The 15,389-nt window shown below is 54.6% G+C and carries 13 protein-coding genes and 2 pseudogenes; 14 read left to right on the top strand and 1 reads right to left on the bottom strand.

What is annotated here, in order from left to right:
• Nucleotides 1–245 precede the first annotated feature (245 nt).
• The 3 genes and pseudogenes from SJY13_RS06680 to SJY13_RS06670 all read left to right on the top strand — a co-directional run.
• A pseudogene (locus SJY13_RS06680) lies at nt 246–946 on the top strand (IS6 family transposase); the annotation flags it as partial.
• A 702-nt stretch (nt 947–1,648) separates the two neighbouring features.
• Entirely contained in the window at nt 1,649–1,966 is a 318-nt protein-coding gene (locus SJY13_RS06675) for a bactofilin family protein (protein WP_377189235.1), read from the top strand.
• A gap of 195 nt (nt 1,967–2,161) precedes the next feature.
• Nucleotides 2,162–2,869 (top strand): annotated as a pseudogene (locus SJY13_RS06670) (IS6 family transposase).
• Between the two features lie 149 nt (nt 2,870–3,018).
• Here SJY13_RS06670 and SJY13_RS06665 read toward each other — a convergent pair.
• On the bottom strand, nt 3,019–3,666 hold the full coding sequence (locus SJY13_RS06665; RefSeq protein WP_377189232.1) for a TetR family transcriptional regulator C-terminal domain-containing protein: 648 nt from the start codon (nt 3,664–3,666) through the stop codon (nt 3,019–3,021).
• Between the two features lie 72 nt (nt 3,667–3,738).
• Here SJY13_RS06665 and SJY13_RS06660 point away from each other — a divergent pair, with 72 nt between their 5' ends.
• The 11 genes from SJY13_RS06660 to SJY13_RS06610 all read left to right on the top strand — a co-directional run bounded on the left by SJY13_RS06660 (nt 3,739) and on the right by SJY13_RS06610 (nt 15,386).
• A complete protein-coding gene (locus SJY13_RS06660; RefSeq protein ID WP_377189229.1) occupies nt 3,739–4,647 on the top strand; it encodes an ABC transporter permease in 909 nt (302 codons plus the stop codon).
• Nucleotides 4,644–5,432, top strand: coding sequence for an ABC transporter permease (locus SJY13_RS06655; RefSeq protein WP_377189226.1), 789 nt, complete (start codon nt 4,644–4,646; stop codon nt 5,430–5,432). The genes SJY13_RS06660 and SJY13_RS06655 overlap by 4 nt, the downstream gene beginning before the upstream one ends.
• Entirely contained in the window at nt 5,429–6,526 is a 1,098-nt protein-coding gene (locus SJY13_RS06650; RefSeq protein WP_377189223.1) for an ABC transporter ATP-binding protein, read from the top strand. Before SJY13_RS06655 ends, SJY13_RS06650 begins: the two co-directional genes overlap by 4 nt.
• A gap of 17 nt (nt 6,527–6,543) precedes the next feature.
• Nucleotides 6,544–7,605 (top strand): ABC transporter substrate-binding protein, encoded by a 1,062-nt coding sequence (locus SJY13_RS06645; RefSeq protein WP_377189220.1) that lies wholly within the window; start codon nt 6,544–6,546, stop codon nt 7,603–7,605.
• A 60-nt stretch (nt 7,606–7,665) separates the two neighbouring features.
• On the top strand, nt 7,666–9,732 hold the full coding sequence (locus tag SJY13_RS06640; RefSeq protein WP_377189217.1) for an oxidoreductase: 2,067 nt from the start codon (nt 7,666–7,668) through the stop codon (nt 9,730–9,732).
• Nucleotides 9,729–11,306, top strand: a complete 1,578-nt coding sequence (locus SJY13_RS06635) for a trimethylamine methyltransferase family protein (protein WP_377189214.1) — start codon at nt 9,729–9,731, stop codon at nt 11,304–11,306. Before SJY13_RS06640 ends, SJY13_RS06635 begins: the two co-directional genes overlap by 4 nt.
• Nucleotides 11,299–12,645: an aminotransferase gene (locus SJY13_RS06630; RefSeq protein ID WP_377189211.1), complete on the top strand. Its 1,347-nt coding sequence runs from the start codon at nt 11,299–11,301 to the stop codon at nt 12,643–12,645. The genes SJY13_RS06635 and SJY13_RS06630 overlap by 8 nt, the downstream gene beginning before the upstream one ends.
• 149 nt (nt 12,646–12,794) lie before the next feature.
• A complete protein-coding gene (locus SJY13_RS06625; RefSeq protein ID WP_377189208.1) occupies nt 12,795–13,385 on the top strand; it encodes a TetR/AcrR family transcriptional regulator in 591 nt (196 codons plus the stop codon).
• On the top strand, nt 13,382–13,645 hold the full coding sequence (locus SJY13_RS06620; RefSeq protein ID WP_085821942.1) for a hypothetical protein: 264 nt from the start codon (nt 13,382–13,384) through the stop codon (nt 13,643–13,645). Before SJY13_RS06625 ends, SJY13_RS06620 begins: the two co-directional genes overlap by 4 nt.
• A gap of 9 nt (nt 13,646–13,654) precedes the next feature.
• Entirely contained in the window at nt 13,655–14,836 is a 1,182-nt protein-coding gene (locus SJY13_RS06615; RefSeq protein ID WP_377189205.1) for an aromatic ring-hydroxylating oxygenase subunit alpha, read from the top strand.
• Between the two features lie 67 nt (nt 14,837–14,903).
• The gene (locus SJY13_RS06610) at nt 14,904–15,386 is read left to right on the top strand and encodes a hypothetical protein (protein WP_377189202.1); all 483 of its coding nucleotides are present in this window, start codon (nt 14,904–14,906) and stop codon (nt 15,384–15,386) included.
• Nucleotides 15,387–15,389: the final 3 nt, after the last annotated feature.

Raw genomic sequence — 15,389 nt, 5'->3', positions numbered from 1 at the left:
AGAAACGCCTGTACCGGGATCGTACAGAACGGTGTTGCTAGAAGAAACAAAATTGAAACGGGCATAGAAAGTGCCACTCAGTGGGTGAATGCTGATCAGCCAAAAATGTTTGCTAACAAGATTTGCTAAAACGTCGTACTGAGGCAGTCGGGGAAATGCTAATTGTTTTGGACAGATAAAATCAGCCGGGTCTTATCAGAAGAACTTTGCTTGAGCGGGGTAGGGTGCTCTCGTAGCCTTCGCACATGATTAAACAATCGCCATTCAAATACTGTAAAACCAGTCCAGAGGTCATTCGTCTGGCAGTCATGCTTTACATTCGGTTCCCACTATTGCTTAGAAACGTGGAAGACCTGTTGCATGAGCGTGGTATTGAGGTGAGCCACGAAACCGTCCCCTATTGGTGGAACAGGTTCGGCCCGATGTTTGCCGCTGAGATCAGACAAAAAACGCGTCCAGCAACTGCGTGCCTTCTCGAAATGGAAGTGGCACGTGGATGAGGTTTTCTTGAAGGTGAAGGTGAAGGTGAAGGTGAAGGGCAAGCGGCATTATCTTTGGCGGGCTGTTGATCACGAAGGCAAAGTACTGGAAACAGTCGTACCAAGCGTCGAAACAAGCAGGCGGCATTGAAAATCCTCAAGAAATTGATGAAGCGACACGGTAAAGCGGAAAACGTCGTCACGGATCGCTTCGCATTGTATCGGGCCGCTCTCAAGGAGCTTGATGCTACCGAAAGACAGCAGGCGGGCAGGTGGCTCAACAACCGCGTTGAGAATTCCCACCTGCCATTCCGACGAAGCGAACGCGCCATACAACGTTTCAGGCGAATGCGAAGCTTACAGAAATTTGCCTCTGTCCATTCCTCCGTCTACAACCCTTCAACTAGGAAAGGTTACTAGCCAGCAGAGATACATTCAAGCTGACACGCACCGCCGCTCTCGCCGAGAGGTGCGGCGTAAAGGGCAGCTGTACTGGCCTAGCTGAGACTGGTTCGAATTTGTCTGACAGCACCGTTTCTGGCTCTACCACGGGCGCAACTCCTGTTTCGCAGTTTCCAAGATGCCCAATGCGGCTGTCTCGCCAAGTCTCTTTAAAATTGCAGTCGGCCTACGCCGATTTATTCTGTGCCTTTTTGCCAGTTTTAGTTGGCTTCCCTCCATGTTGTCCGGCAGTGCCGTTGAGTGCTTGGTGCCAAGCAGGTTTCTTGACAGGGTTTGCACCTGGGCGCCTTGCCTTGGGCTTTTTGGATTTAGGCATTGGGTGTCCTCTCTCGGTTTCAGGCAGGCATAGAAGGTTTGAGACCGGATTGATACCACCCAGTTCGGGCGTGGACATGACGTTAAGCAAGAGAGACTGAAGCAGTTCAATCGTACCTCCATGTGAATTCTCATCAAGGTTTGTTTTGCCCCAACAACAAAACCGATCATTTAGGAATGCTGCGTCGTGCACGAACGGCAGCAATGGCGGGCTTCGGTCCAGCATAACTGGGTCCAGCCGATCGACGGCTTTTGGCCTTGCTCAACCAGTTCCAGCATGCGCGCCACGTGGCATCGTACGCATGCACTCGGTTCAAATTGACGTCGGCAAAGGTGTTCAAATCCCAATTTCCATTCTAGGGTTGCCAAAATCTCAATCAGAGGAATTCAATGTGTCGAGCTCAAGAATTGAAGTAGATTTGACAATCGAAGGTAATGTCAGTTCAAGCGGGGGAGGTGTCGAAGTCAATGGCCGCGTGGTCGGCGATGTCAGCGCTGAGACGATCACAGTTCAGTTGAGCGGGTCGGTTGACGGGGCATTGTCGGCAAAGAAGGTCATGGTTGAAGGCAAGCATAAGGGCCGCTTGAATTGCGATGATCTAAAGCTTGCATCGACCTCACAAGTTCATGCGGATGTCGTGGCCAAGACGATGACAACTGAAAGCGGCGCTAAGGTTGTGGGCAAGGTCAAAATCACGGGTCAGCAATAGACCATGTGTGGTAAAGCACGTGCAAAAGACACAGGTGTAGTCTTTGTGATTGCCGGATATCTGAATACATGTTGAGCGGCTCGACTATCTACCTGATGGACACAGCCTAGCCCTACCTGCGAGGCGCAGATTTAGTAGGTCATTGTCAGAAGAAACCGGCTTGAGACGGGCAGGGCTGTTTCCTAGCTTTGCCCGATGACAAAACGTTCCCCTTTTCGCTATTTCAAAACCAGTCCTGAAATTATTCGCCTAGCAGTGATGATGTATGTCCGTTTTCCGCTTTCGCTTTGTAACGTTAAAGACCTTCTGCACGACTGCGGCATCGACATCAGCCACGAACCAGTTCGGTGTTGGTGGAATAGATTTGGTCCGATGTTCGCGGCAGAGATCCGAAGAAATAGGGTCAGTCGGATGCGATTTTATTCGAACTGGCGGTGGCATCTGGACGAAGTTTTCGTGAAGATCACTGGTGAAACGCACTACTTGTGGCGGGCGGTCGGTCACGAGGGCGAAGTGCTGGAGTCTTGCGTAACAAAGCGCCGTGACCGCAAGGCGGCATTGAAATTCCTCAGAAAATCAATGAAATGCTACGGCCAACCTGAAATCATCGTGACTGACAAACTGAGGTCATATGGCGCAGCGATGAGAGTTGTTCGGAACGATTGTCGGCAAGAGGCCGGCCGCTGGTTAAACAATCGCACCGAGAATTCCCATCTGCCATTTCGACGACGAGAACGGGCGATGCTCCGGTTCAGGCAAATGCGATGTTTGTAGAAATTCGCCGCCGTTTATTCTTCCGTCCACAACCATTTCAATCAGGAAGGCCACCTTTATTCACGTGACAATTACAAACTGACCCAAAGCGCTGCTCTCTCCGAGTGGTGCCAGCTTTGCTCCGCCTAAGTTCCGGGATTTGGTGATGAACTGAGACTGGTTCGCTTTAGCCTGACAGCACCGCCACTCATCCCCGTTTCAAATCATTTGTGTTTTCTGACATTGAATTGCGCTGCAACTCGCGCGTGTTGCAGCGCCTTAGAGGGCCCCGAATTGTGTTAAAAGCACCCTGGGTACAGCCCCCCCAGAAACCTACGGATCAATGCGCCTGCTCCTTCGCGGGAAAAGCTCTGCATATCGGTCAGATAATTCACCCACATACCTTCCAACAGAGCCAGAGTTCCGCTGGTGGCATCCTCTGCTAGATCCGGATCATACCCATTCTGTTCACCGAGCTCTCTGAAAGCCTCCAGCAAGGTGTCGACAAGTTTGTGATCCTGGGTGCTGCTGTAGCGGGCAATGCCTGGATGAGAGCTCGCAATGCCGCGGAAAGCGTGCCAGATTTTGGTGCTGCGGGGGTTGAGCAAAACTTCTGACAGATCGGCCCCGACCACTGCCATTATCCGATCTTCCGGCGATGAATGCAGACCCAGGTCGGTCATCCGGTCCATTTCAGCATAGTATTCAGCGCTGAATTGCTGGGCCGCTTCAGTCAGCAGCTTGTCTTTCCCTCCAAAGTGCAAATGGATCATGCCACGCGACAGACCGGAGCGCTCGCAGATGCGGCTGACCGAAGTGTCGGTAATTCCAATATCAGCAATAGTGTCCAGAGTCGCCTTGATCAGCAACTGTCTGTTGGCCTCTGGATCACGCCTTACACCGCGCTTTCTCTCTTTAAGTGTCTTGTCGTTTTTCAATGATTCCATGTGTTTGAGATCTACTCAGAGGGTCGGTTCACAGGGAGATTGACACGAAAGGCCTTTCTGGCGCAACATTTAATGGACGATCGTCCATTAGTGACTCGTGAAAAATTCGGAAATGGAGGTTGGGTGATATTTCGTAGCGAAGCGTCCCGGGGATATACCCTCAGCGCACCAGCCACGGCCTATGTGGGCTTTCTGGTGGCGGCGCCATTGGTGATCTTGGTCGCCTATTCGTTCTGGACCCAATCCTATGTGACGCTCGACAAGACACCGACCCTGAAAAACTATCGCGATGCGTTTGCGGACCCGCTGGTTCGTCACCTGATGTTGCGGTCGATCTGGATCGCCGGGGCGGTTACCGCAGTTACTGTCGCACTGGCTTATCCAATCGCATATTTCATCGCGATGAAGGCGCGCAAGAAGACCATCTGGCTTCTGCTCATTACCATTCCGTTCTGGTCCAGCTACCTTCTGCGCGTATTTGCCTGGAAACTCATCCTCGGGTTCAACGGCGTGATGAATTCTGCGCTGTTGATGCTGGGTCTAATCGACGAACCGCTCGATTTTCTGCTTTATAATGAATTCGCCGTCGTGCTGACGCTTGCCCACGCCTGGGCACCGTTTGCGATCCTGCCGATCTATGTCTCACTGCAGAAAATCGACCCCAGCCTGTTGGAGGCAGCCACCGATCTGGGCAACGGCCCCATTAGACGTTTCATGCGCGTGACGCTGCCGCTGACAATCCCGGGTATTATTGCCGCCTGCCTGATTATCTTTATCCCGACCGTCGGCGATTACGTGACCCCGGCGCTGGTCGGCGGGTCGGACGGTAAGATGATTGCAAATCTCATTCAGGTTCAGTTCGGGGCTGCCAACAATTGGCCCCTTGGTGCCACATTGTCACTGATCGCGATGCTCTCGGTCGGATTTGTAGCCATTGTATTTGTCCTTACCGCCACGCGGCTGGGGAGGCGGATCAGATGAGGCGTCCTTCGACCCTGACGGCATATGCTTTTCTGTATCTTGTGTTTCTGTACTTGCCGGTTCTCTTCCTGCCGTTGTTCTCGTTCAACAGCGGCACAATCGTGGCCTTTCCGATAAAGGGCTGGACGCTGGACTGGTACCGAAAGCTGGGCGAGCAGGACACTTTGATCCAAGCCCTTTGGAATTCGCTTGGTGTCGGCACAGTTGTCGCAATTCTATCCACGGCCATGGGGCTTTTTGCCGCCCGCGCCTTTGTTCGGTACCGTTTTCGGGGGCAGCGCGCGGCTGAAGGTCTGGTAATGCTGCCCCTGGTCATCCCGGGCATCATTGTCGCTTCTTCGATGTTGGTTCTGTTTCTGTTTCTTGGCCTCAAACCATCTCTTTTGACCGTTGTACTGGGACATACCTTCCTTGCTCTGCCGTTCTCTGTCTCGATCCTGAAATCAGCTTTCGATGACTTCGACGCGTCATTGGAGGAGGCATCCTATGATCTCGGTGTCGGCGTATTTGAGACTTTCCGTCGCGTGACGCTGCCTGTCGTAACCCCCGGCATCGTGGCCAGCATTCTGGTAACATTCACGGTGAGCTTCGACGAGTTTGTCCTCGCCTTTTTCCTTTCCGGGAACCAGCCAACCCTGCCGGTTTATATCTGGAGCCAGATCCGCTTTCCGGCCAAGCTTCCCAATGTTCTGGCGCTCGGCTCTATCTTGCTGCTTACCTCGGTTCTGCTTTTGGTGCTGGCCGAGTATTTCCGCCGCCGATCTTCCGCATCAGAGGTCCGATGACAGACAGAAACATCATAGAACTCAGGGACGTTGAAAAGCGCTACGGCACGTTTGTTGCCGCTGCCGGGATCAACCTCGATCTCAAGGAAGGCGAGTTTTTCTCTCTCCTCGGCCCTTCTGGGTGCGGCAAGACCACGGTTTTGAGGATGATCGCTGGCTTTCAGGAACCAACCAAAGGCTCTGTTTTGATTGATGGTCAGGAAATGGAAGGTGTGCCTGCAAACAACCGACCAACGAACATGGTCTTTCAGAGCTACGCCATCTTCCCGCACCTGAATGTCGGAAACAACGTGGCCTATGGTTTGCGGGGCAAGGCGCCCAAGGCCGAGATCGACCAGCGCGTGGCCGAATCCTTGGAAATGGTCGAGCTGGGCGGTCTTCAGGACCGCGGCGCAGGCGAGTTATCCGGTGGACAGCGGCAAAGGGTGGCTCTTGCCCGGGCGTTGATCATGCGGCCCAAGGTGCTGCTGCTGGATGAGCCTTTGTCGGCACTTGATAAGAAACTGCGAGAGCAGATGCAGTTTGAAATGCGCAATCTGCAGCAATCGCTTGGTATCACCTTCGTGATGGTCACCCACGACCAATATGAAGCGATGACAATGTCTGATCGTATTGGCGTGATGTTCAATGGGCGGCTCAAACAAGTGGACACTCCAACCACGCTTTATGCCCGCCCCTGCGATCAGCAGGTAGCCAGCTTTATCGGCGAGATGAACATTTTGCCCGCCCAACTGCTGGATGAGACTGGCGATACGCTTTCAATCAATGCAGCCGCTTTTGGGCGTATGGAGATTGAGAGAAATCCCAATGTCGCGACCAGCGACAGGAACATGAACATCGGTATTCGACCGGAACAACTAGAGATCGCCGCTGAAAAACCCGAGGATTATCCATCTACGGTACAGGGCACCGTCAGCAACGTCGCCTTTTATGGTGAGAACATTCACTACCATATTCAGGTTGCGGGGCCCGAGACACCAATCTCGGTGTCGGTTCCGAACTATTTTCACACGGTCGATTTCAATCGCGGCGATGCGGTTTGGCTGGGGCTTCAGGGCGCCAGCGTGATCGATCTTGGTCAAAGTACAGAATAAAACAGTGGGAGGATAAAATGAAACTTCAAGGAATTGCGGCCTTCGCGTGTGCGACTGCAGTAAGTACAGGAAGCACCTTTGCAGGTGGTGCTGATCTGACGGTTTTTGACTGGTCAGGATATGAAGATCCCGGCTTCTTTGCGAGCTATATGGAAAAATACGGGAATGAGGCGCCAAGCTATTCCTATTTCGGAAGTCAGGAAGAAGCCTTTACGAAACTCAGTTCGGGTTTCGCCGCAGATCTGGCGCATCCCTGTTCGGACGCGGTCCGAAAATGGGTCGCAGCTGATCTGATCCAGCCACTTGATGAAAGCAAGTTGACCAACTGGGCCGATGTGCTGCCCGAGATCAAGGAAGTGGATGCTATCGTTCTGGACGGCCAGCTATACATGTTGCCGTTCGAGTGGGGGAATACGGGCCTTATTTATCGCACCGACAAGATATCAGGAGATGATGTTTCACTGCAGTTGCTGGCTGACCCGGCCTATGCTGGCAAGATCGCCGTTCCTGATGCCGCGTCGTCCGCATATGCGTTGGCGGCGTTGGCCACCGGAAATGCTGATGACTACACTAACCTGAGCGATGAACAGTTCAAGGAAGTCTCGGATTTTCTGCGTTCGATCCACCCGAACGTGCGCTTCTACTGGTCCGATGCGGGTCAGTTTGACCAGGCGATGACCAGCGGTGAAATCGAATTGGGTTGGGCCTGGAACCAGTCGGAGTTGAACCTGATCTGGAACGAGGTTCCTGCCGCAATGATGCGTGACGTCGACAAAGGCATCGCGACATGGGCGTGTGGTTACGTGCATCTGAAATCTTCCACGACACCGGTCGATCAGGTCTATGATCTGTTGAACGCACTCACCGATCCTGCCAGCGGTCAGTACATCATCGACAATTGGGGTTACCCCCATTCCAACGCAAAAGCGTTTGAAGTCGCCGATCAGGCCAACATCGAAGCCTATGGTTTTGCGGATCCAAAAAGCTTCTTCGAGGGCAGTTTGTTCTTTGATGCGGTGAACCCCGAGCTTGAGGCGAAAATGCTGGCAGAATTTGAACGGATCAAAGCCGGCTTCTAACACAACCACTTTTCCGGGGCCTTACGGCTCCGGATCCCAAAAATAGGAAAACGCGTGAACATGTCGAACGCGAACCCATATGCTTTGCTTTTCGAACCGATTCAGATCGGCCCGGTCACAGCCAGGAACCGCTTTTATCAGGTGCCGCATTGTACTGGGTTGGGGCACGTTCGGCCTCGAGCCGACGCAGCAGTGCGTGGAATGAAGGCTGAAGGTGGTTGGGCGGTGGTTTCCAATCAGGAGACCGAGATCCATCCGACCTCGGATCTGTCCCCCTTTGCTGAGGGGCGGTTATGGGACGGACGCGATATTCCCGCGTTGCAGTTGATGACGGATGCGGTGCATGCGCATGGCGCGCTGGCAGCCATCCAACTGGTTCACAACGGCAATCATGCCCAAAACCTGCTGACCCGCGCGCCGGTTCTTGCGCCATCCGAAATGTCCGTCGACACGACGCACCCAAAGCAGGCTCAGGCCATGGATAAGGCGGATATTCGGGAATTCCGCCGCTGGCATCGCGACGCTGCTCTTCGCGCGAAAGACGCCGGGTTTGATATCATCTATGTCTACGCCGGGCACAACATGACTCTGGCCCACCATTTTATGCTTCCGCATATGAACCAACGTTGCGACGAATATGGTGGATCACTTGAAAACCGCGTGCGCCTGACCCGCGAACTGCTTGAAGACACACATGAGGCCGTGGGCGACAGTTGCGCTGTTGCGTTTCGCTTTGCCATAGACGAGGTGATCGGCGCAGATGGCATGCAGGCATCAGAAGAAGGCCGCGCTGTGGTCGAGCTTTTGTCGGACCTCCCTGATCTGTGGGATGTAAATGTGGCCGACTGGTCGAATGACAGCGTGACCACTCGTTTTCAGCCAGAGGATGGGTACCAAAACGCGTTTTTGTCCCACGTAAAGCAGATAACCCGGAAGCCCGTGGTTGGCGTTGGTCGCCTAACTTCTCCTGACATGATGTTGTCGATGGTCAAAAAAGGTATTGTCGACCTTATTGGTGCTGCGCGACCTTCGATTGCGGATCCTTTCATACCCAACAAAATTGAGGAAGGGCGGGTTGACGAAATCCGCGAATGCATCGGCTGCAACATCTGTGTGTCATCTGACAATCTGGGTATCCCAATCCGCTGCACCCAAAATCCGACTATGGGTGAAGAATGGCGGCGCGGTTGGCACCCTGAAATCATCGCCCCGAAAACCAGCGAGGCGAACACGCTGGTTATCGGCGGCGGCCCGGCCGGTCTTGAATGTGCAATGCAACTGGCGCGGCGCGGGTATCAGGTGACTCTGGCTGAGGCGTCATCCGAACTTGGCGGGCGCGTCGCAAAGGAATGCGGACTTCCCGGACTAAGCGCGTGGTCGCGGGTAATGGATTACCGCGTGAACGATCTTAAACAGCGCGGCAACGTTCAGTTGTTCACCGACAGCAGGCTTGATGGCGACCAGGTGGCAGAACTTGGTATCGAGCACGTTTTTTTCGCCACCGGCAGCCGTTGGCGCTCCGATGGAATGGGCCGCAGTACGCAACGCCATTTGCCGACGATTGCGTCAGGTGCCGAAGTGCTGACGCCCGATGACATCATGACCGGCAAACTGCCTTTCGGCGGTCCGGTCCTGATCTATGATGATGACCACATCTATCTGGCAGGCGTGATAGCCGAAAAACTGGCGACAGCCGGATATTCAGTGGTTTTTGTCACGCCGGACAGTCTGGTTTCCGCTTATGCAGTCCACACCTTAGAGCAACCCCGCATTCAGGCCAGACTGATCGAACTTGGTGTCGACATTCGCTGCAATCAGGTGCTGGCGGCGGTTGAAGGTGACATGGCGCGCATCAGGTGCGCCTTCACAGGGCGCGATACCGAAATTCCGTGCGCCTCGACGGTGCTGGTCACTGAACGCCAGCGCGAGACAGCGCTTTACGACAGCTTGCGAGGGAGCGGGTTGAAAACTCTCGAACTCATTGGCGATGCCGCATCGCCTGGGTTGATCGTCGACGCTGTTTTCGCGGGTCACCGCGCCGCCCGCAATTTTGAACGCCCCAAGGCAGAAGCCGAAAAAGATTGGTTTCGCCGTGAAACAATAGACTTGGCAGAGGAAACGTTATGAACAGCACAACCGAAACACCCCGTTCGCGTCGTCGCGGTGGCGGTGGGCGCGCCGCGCGCATTGCCGTTCAACAGGCGACGACCGGTAACGAGGCCGTACGAGGCGGGCTTAGTGGTGGGCGCTACAAGCCTCTTACACAGCGCGATATGGAAAACATCCACAACGCCGCGCTCAACGTTTTGGAAAACACAGGTGTCACAGATCATTTCCCCGAGCTTCTCGATCTTGTGCTGCCCAAAGGGGCGGTATTGAACGACCATGGCCGCTTGTGTTTTCCCCGAGCATTGATGGAGGACATCCTCGCTGGTGCTGCAAAGGAATTCTATGTCTACGCGCGCGGTGAGCGTGAGGGCAAAGACGACATGCATTGCAAGGCGGAAAGCGTTTACTTCGCCAACTCCGGCACCGCAGTCACGACTTTCGACTATGAAACAAAATCCTATCGCCCGAGCGATCTGCGCGACGTGTATGATTTCACACGGTTGGTGGATCAGCTCGAAAACATCCACATGTTGGGGGACACGGTTCTGGCGACCGATGTCACCGGCGATTTTGCCCATGACATGAACACCATCTACGCGATGCTGGCCGGCAGTCAAAAGCCTGCCTGCCTGACGTTCCGCGACCGCAGCCATATTCCCCACGCCATCCGAATGTTCGATCTGGCGCAAGGCGGCGAGGGCAGTTTCATGAAAAAACCCAGTGTCATTTTTGGCGGATGTCCGATGGTTTCCCCCTTGCGGATTGGCAAGGAAAACATGGAAATTCTGATAGATACGGCCAAACTTGGACTGACCGTCGATCTGGCTGTGCCGCCTCAGGCCGGGGCCACAGCCCCCGCGACACTTGCTGGGACCCTGGTGCAAACCGTTGCAGAAACGCTTGCCTGTGTCGCTATCGTCAACCTCATTACGCCTGGCTGTCCGGTCTGCTTTGCCGCCTGGCCGTTCATCACCGACCTGCGCAGCGGGTCTTTTACCGGTGGCAGCGGCGAACAGGCCCTGATCGGGGCCGCAGCCATTCAGATGGGTAACTTTTATGGCCTGCCCACCTCAGTCGGGGCAGGCATGACCGATGCCAAAATACCCGACGCGCAATACGGATTGGAAAAGGCTTTGACCTTCACGCTCGCCGCTCATGCCGGCGCAAATCGCCTGTGTGAGTTCGGCGGAATGATCGGCAGCCTGATGGGATGCAGCTTTGAGAGCATGGTCATTGATGACGAAGCGGGGGGCATGATCCTGCGATCGCTACGCGGGATCGAGGTCACGGAAGAAACCATGGCCGTAGACGTGATCCATCAATGCGCCATCGATCCCGGTCATTTCCTGGGCAACCCACATACGTTGAGCTACATGAAAAGCGAGTTCGTTTACCCCCGGCTCATGGATCGTGAGCGCACAGACACATGGGAGAACGAGGGCAAAACCGACCTTTTGGAACGGGCGCGGGACAAGGCCAACACGATCTTGAACTCCCATTTCCCCAACTACTTTGGCGCAGCAGATGCGCTGGTCCGTGAAGAGTTCGCAATTGTCATGTCAGCGCAGGAAATGGCGGTCCCACGTGGATAACACAAATGCGAAGCAATGGGACAACGACCACTTCCTACATCCGTGGGAGGGGATGGACACCCTGGGCAAGAACAACCGAACCCTTGTTGAAGGCGCAAGCGGCATTCACGTTGTGAGCGACGAGGGTAACAAGCTGATCGATGGCCCGGGTGGGATGTGGTGCACACAGATCGGCTATGGTCGCGAAGAAATGGCCGAGGCGATGGCAGATCAGGCGCGACAACTTGCTTATTTCTCGCCGTTCAGCAACACCAACTCTACCGCTGCGCGTTTTGCGCGCGAGATTGCCAAACGCGCGCCGGGTGACCTGAACCACGTTTTTTTCACGACCGGCGGCTCAACAGCAGTGGATACGGCGCTTCGATTTGTCCAATTCCGGAACAATCTGCTTGGGCTGCCTGAAAAAAAGATCATCATCTCTCGCCAGAAAGCCTACCATGGCAGCACTTATCTGGCCGCCAGTGTCAGTGGAAAGGAACGTGACCGTCTGTGGCTAGACAAGGCGAACGAGCTCACCCATTTCTTACCTGACGTGAACCCCCTTTATCGTGCCCAGAATCAATCCATCCAGGACTTCTTGAACGAAAAGGTCGCCGACCTGGAAAACGCTATCCAGACGCTTGGCCCGGACAAAGTCGCGGCTTTTATCGCTGAACCGATCCTGGCCTCGGGCGGCGTCATTGTACCTCCTGAGGGGTATCACAAACGCTGTCTTGAGGTCTGCCGGCGCAACGACGTTCTCTACATTTCAGACGAGGTCGTCACCGCGTTTGGTCGCCTGGGTCACTGGTTCGCATCCAAAGAGGTTTTCGGCATAGAGCCTGACATCATTACGTGCGCCAAGGGTTTGACCTCGGGTTATTCGCCAATGGGTGCGGCTATTTTATCGGACCGGTTGATCGAAGATGTGGCTGGGCAGGATGCTACATTTTCCAATGGGTACACCTATTCCGGCCACCCGGTCAGCGCAGCAGCTGGTCTGAAAAGCATGGAGATCATCGAACAAGAAAACCTTCTTGAGCACGTGCAGCTAATGACACCGATCTTTCAGAACCGTTTACGGGAACTCTCTGAGATCAGCCTTGTCACCGATACCCGCGGAATGGGGTTGATGGGATGTGTGCAATGCTCAGAGACCGGCGATGCGCAGGATGATCTCAAACGAGATTACCAGCTTGGAGCGATGATCGATGCAGAATGCCAAAAGCGCGGGCTAGTATTGCGTCCCATCGTGAACATGTGCGTCTTTTCACCGCCGTTGATCATAAGTGAAGCAGAAATCCATCGAATGTTTGACATCCTGAAAGCCGGGCTTCTGGCCGTATCGAAGGCCAATTGAATGGGCTCAATGATTTAACACTCAGCCTTGTTATCCAAACTTGACCAACTGCGGGTAGTAAGTGTTCGCTGTCTGAATTTATTTATTGTCATAGTTGACAATTAACTTTAGACGGTTATTTGTCAACTATGACAATAAACGAGAGCGCCATGTCCCGCCCCAGTTTGAAAGACCAAAGATCAGAACAAATCCTCGATGCATATCTTACCTGCGTGGCCCGCTTCGGGTTGGAGGGGGCAACACAGGAACGCATCGCGGCCGAAGCCGGGGTCAAACGACCCATCCTGCGTCACTACTTGGGCAACAAGGATCAGATGACAGGGGCCCTCATAGGGTATGTCGTGGATCGGTTCGCTGAGGCGACCCATGCCTTGCAAGACACGTTGGAACCAACGGGCACCCCGACGGATCTGATCGATCTTCTGTTTGACAAGTCCACCCCTAATGATCCGCGCCTGACGCTGGCCTACCAGTCCCTTGTCACATCCGTTGCCGATCACCCGGAGATGCGACACCCCCTTGTGGAAAGCCTGGAACATTTTCTTGGGGTAATCGAAGTGGTGTTGCGGCGCGCCGCCCCCAACGCCTCGGCCACACGGGTTCGCGTCGTCTCGCAGGGGATCGCTGCCACGTATGTAAACCTGGATTCATTGACCCCACTCAGCCCGCCCGACGCATGGTGCCAGGAGCTGAAGCAGGCTGCGCAGATACTTGCCGCAAGCCTCGAGGCAATCACATGAGCACCTCGCGTACTATCAATTACGTTGCCTTGCCCATTCTTCTGGTTGCCGCGGTTCTGGGGCTCTACTGGGTCTGGGGAGCGCTGTTTCTCTGGTGGTTGGTGCCGTCAATCATGACTGGCCAGACCGCGCTTGTCTTTGACATCACACGCGATCAGGACCCGATCCTGTTTTGGGTTGTGGCGATCCTTTGGGCTGTATTCGGTCTGATGATGATCGCGGCCAGCCTGTTTCCTTCCTACGCCATCTGGCTTGTTTAAGAGGTTGCCATGACCCGGATGTACCACCACCTTCCCGTTGATGCCTATACGTCTCAGGACTGGTTCGACCGCGAACAGCGGCTGATCTTCTCGCGTACCTGGCGTTATGCCGGGCTTGCAGAGGACGTGCCGGAGCCCGGACATTTTATCTCGGTACAGGCCGGGCTGAACAACATCTTTATCGTTATGGGCCGCGATCACCGATTGCGCGCGTTTCATAACATTTGCCGCCATCGCGGCACACAGCTGATCCGGGCGGTTGGGAAAACACAAAAAGCACTGACATGTCCGTATCACGACTGGACATACGATCTGGAAGGTAACCTGATTTCGGTTCCGGATGAGGCAAAGGAATATCCCAATGGTATCGACAAATCCTGTTTGGGACTGAAACCCGCCAGTGTCGATATCTGGCGTGGAATGCTGTTTGTTCATCCTGATCCAAATCCGCCGAGCCTTGCGGATTGGTTTGGTGCGGTTGATCCGCTGTTGGGGCCACACAAACCCGAAGAGCTGGTGGAATACCCCGATGCTCGGCGAAGCTATGAGATCAAGGCCAACTGGAAGATCGTGGTCGAAAACTACATCGACGTCTATCACCTGAGCCATCTGCATTCGAACACGCTGCATATGTATGATCATGCGCGGGCGGAATACGGGTGGAAGGGGCCGCATTATCACTTCTGGGAACCCCCCGCGCCTGAATACGCAAAGAATCTGGAAAAAAACCTACCCACACCGCGGGCGATACCGGAACCCCATATAGGGGCCTGGGTGCCAATGCTGTTTCCCGGTATCGGGCTTGGCGCGGGCGAGGACAGCTGGAACATCTTCATCATCACGCCCTTAGGGCCTGATCTGACGCGCGTGGAAAACCGGACCAAGTTGGCGAACGCCTCGGGGTGGGAGTTTCAAAAACAGGAATGGAGCAGTTGGAGTTTCTGGAAGGATTTCGGCGGCCCGAAGTATCCTGACGGAGACGCCACCGGTGAAGACGATCCCATGGCCTCGGGTGATTTTACTGCCGAGGATATCTATGCCTGTGAGCAACAGCAAAAATCACTGACCAGCCCGTATTTTGAGGTCGGCCCAGCCGCCAACGGTGAAAGCCCGGTTGTCGGGCACCAAAAAGCGATCCTGGGCTTTCTTGAGACACAAGAGACCGGGTCCTACGCAGTTGCTTTGGAATGACACCGGATCCTTTCCTCAATCAAGTGCAGAAACACCTGCATTCCTTACTCAGGCTGGAAGAACAATGATGCGCATATTTGCAACCCTGATCGGGATGACCCTGGCATCCGGGCTGGTCCTGGCCAACCCGTCAGACGAACCGAAGGACCTGGCGGTTCGCTATCTCGAAGCAACAAATGAACCCGCCATCGCTGCAACATGGAAGGACTGGCACCCGGAGGCGGTGCATATTTTCACAGTCAAATACGGGGCAGGATTGCCGGATGAGCAGTTTTCTTATTCGGTAGCAGACTGGGAAACCCTTCCTGATTGGAGCCAAGACCTGGCATGGGCCGAAGCGATGCGGGGATATGCGGAAACCACCCGCGATGCGCCCGAAATCACCTCTGAGATCGCCGAGGGCGGCACGGAAGTCACTGTTGTCACCGGTGTCGGCTACACTTGGGATGATTTTTCCGGAACCATGACCCAGACGGATAAGTTCCTGATCGTCTCGCAAGCGGGCCGGTTGGCTATCCGCACGCTGGACACCACGTTTGACTATCGGTGAGAA

The sequence above is a fragment of the Ruegeria meonggei genome (assembly GCF_042768335.1).
Lineage (GTDB): Bacteria > Pseudomonadota > Alphaproteobacteria > Rhodobacterales > Rhodobacteraceae > Ruegeria > Ruegeria meonggei.
The sequence above is the reverse complement of the archived record's forward strand: the minus strand, read 5'-3'. Positions and strand labels throughout refer to the sequence as shown.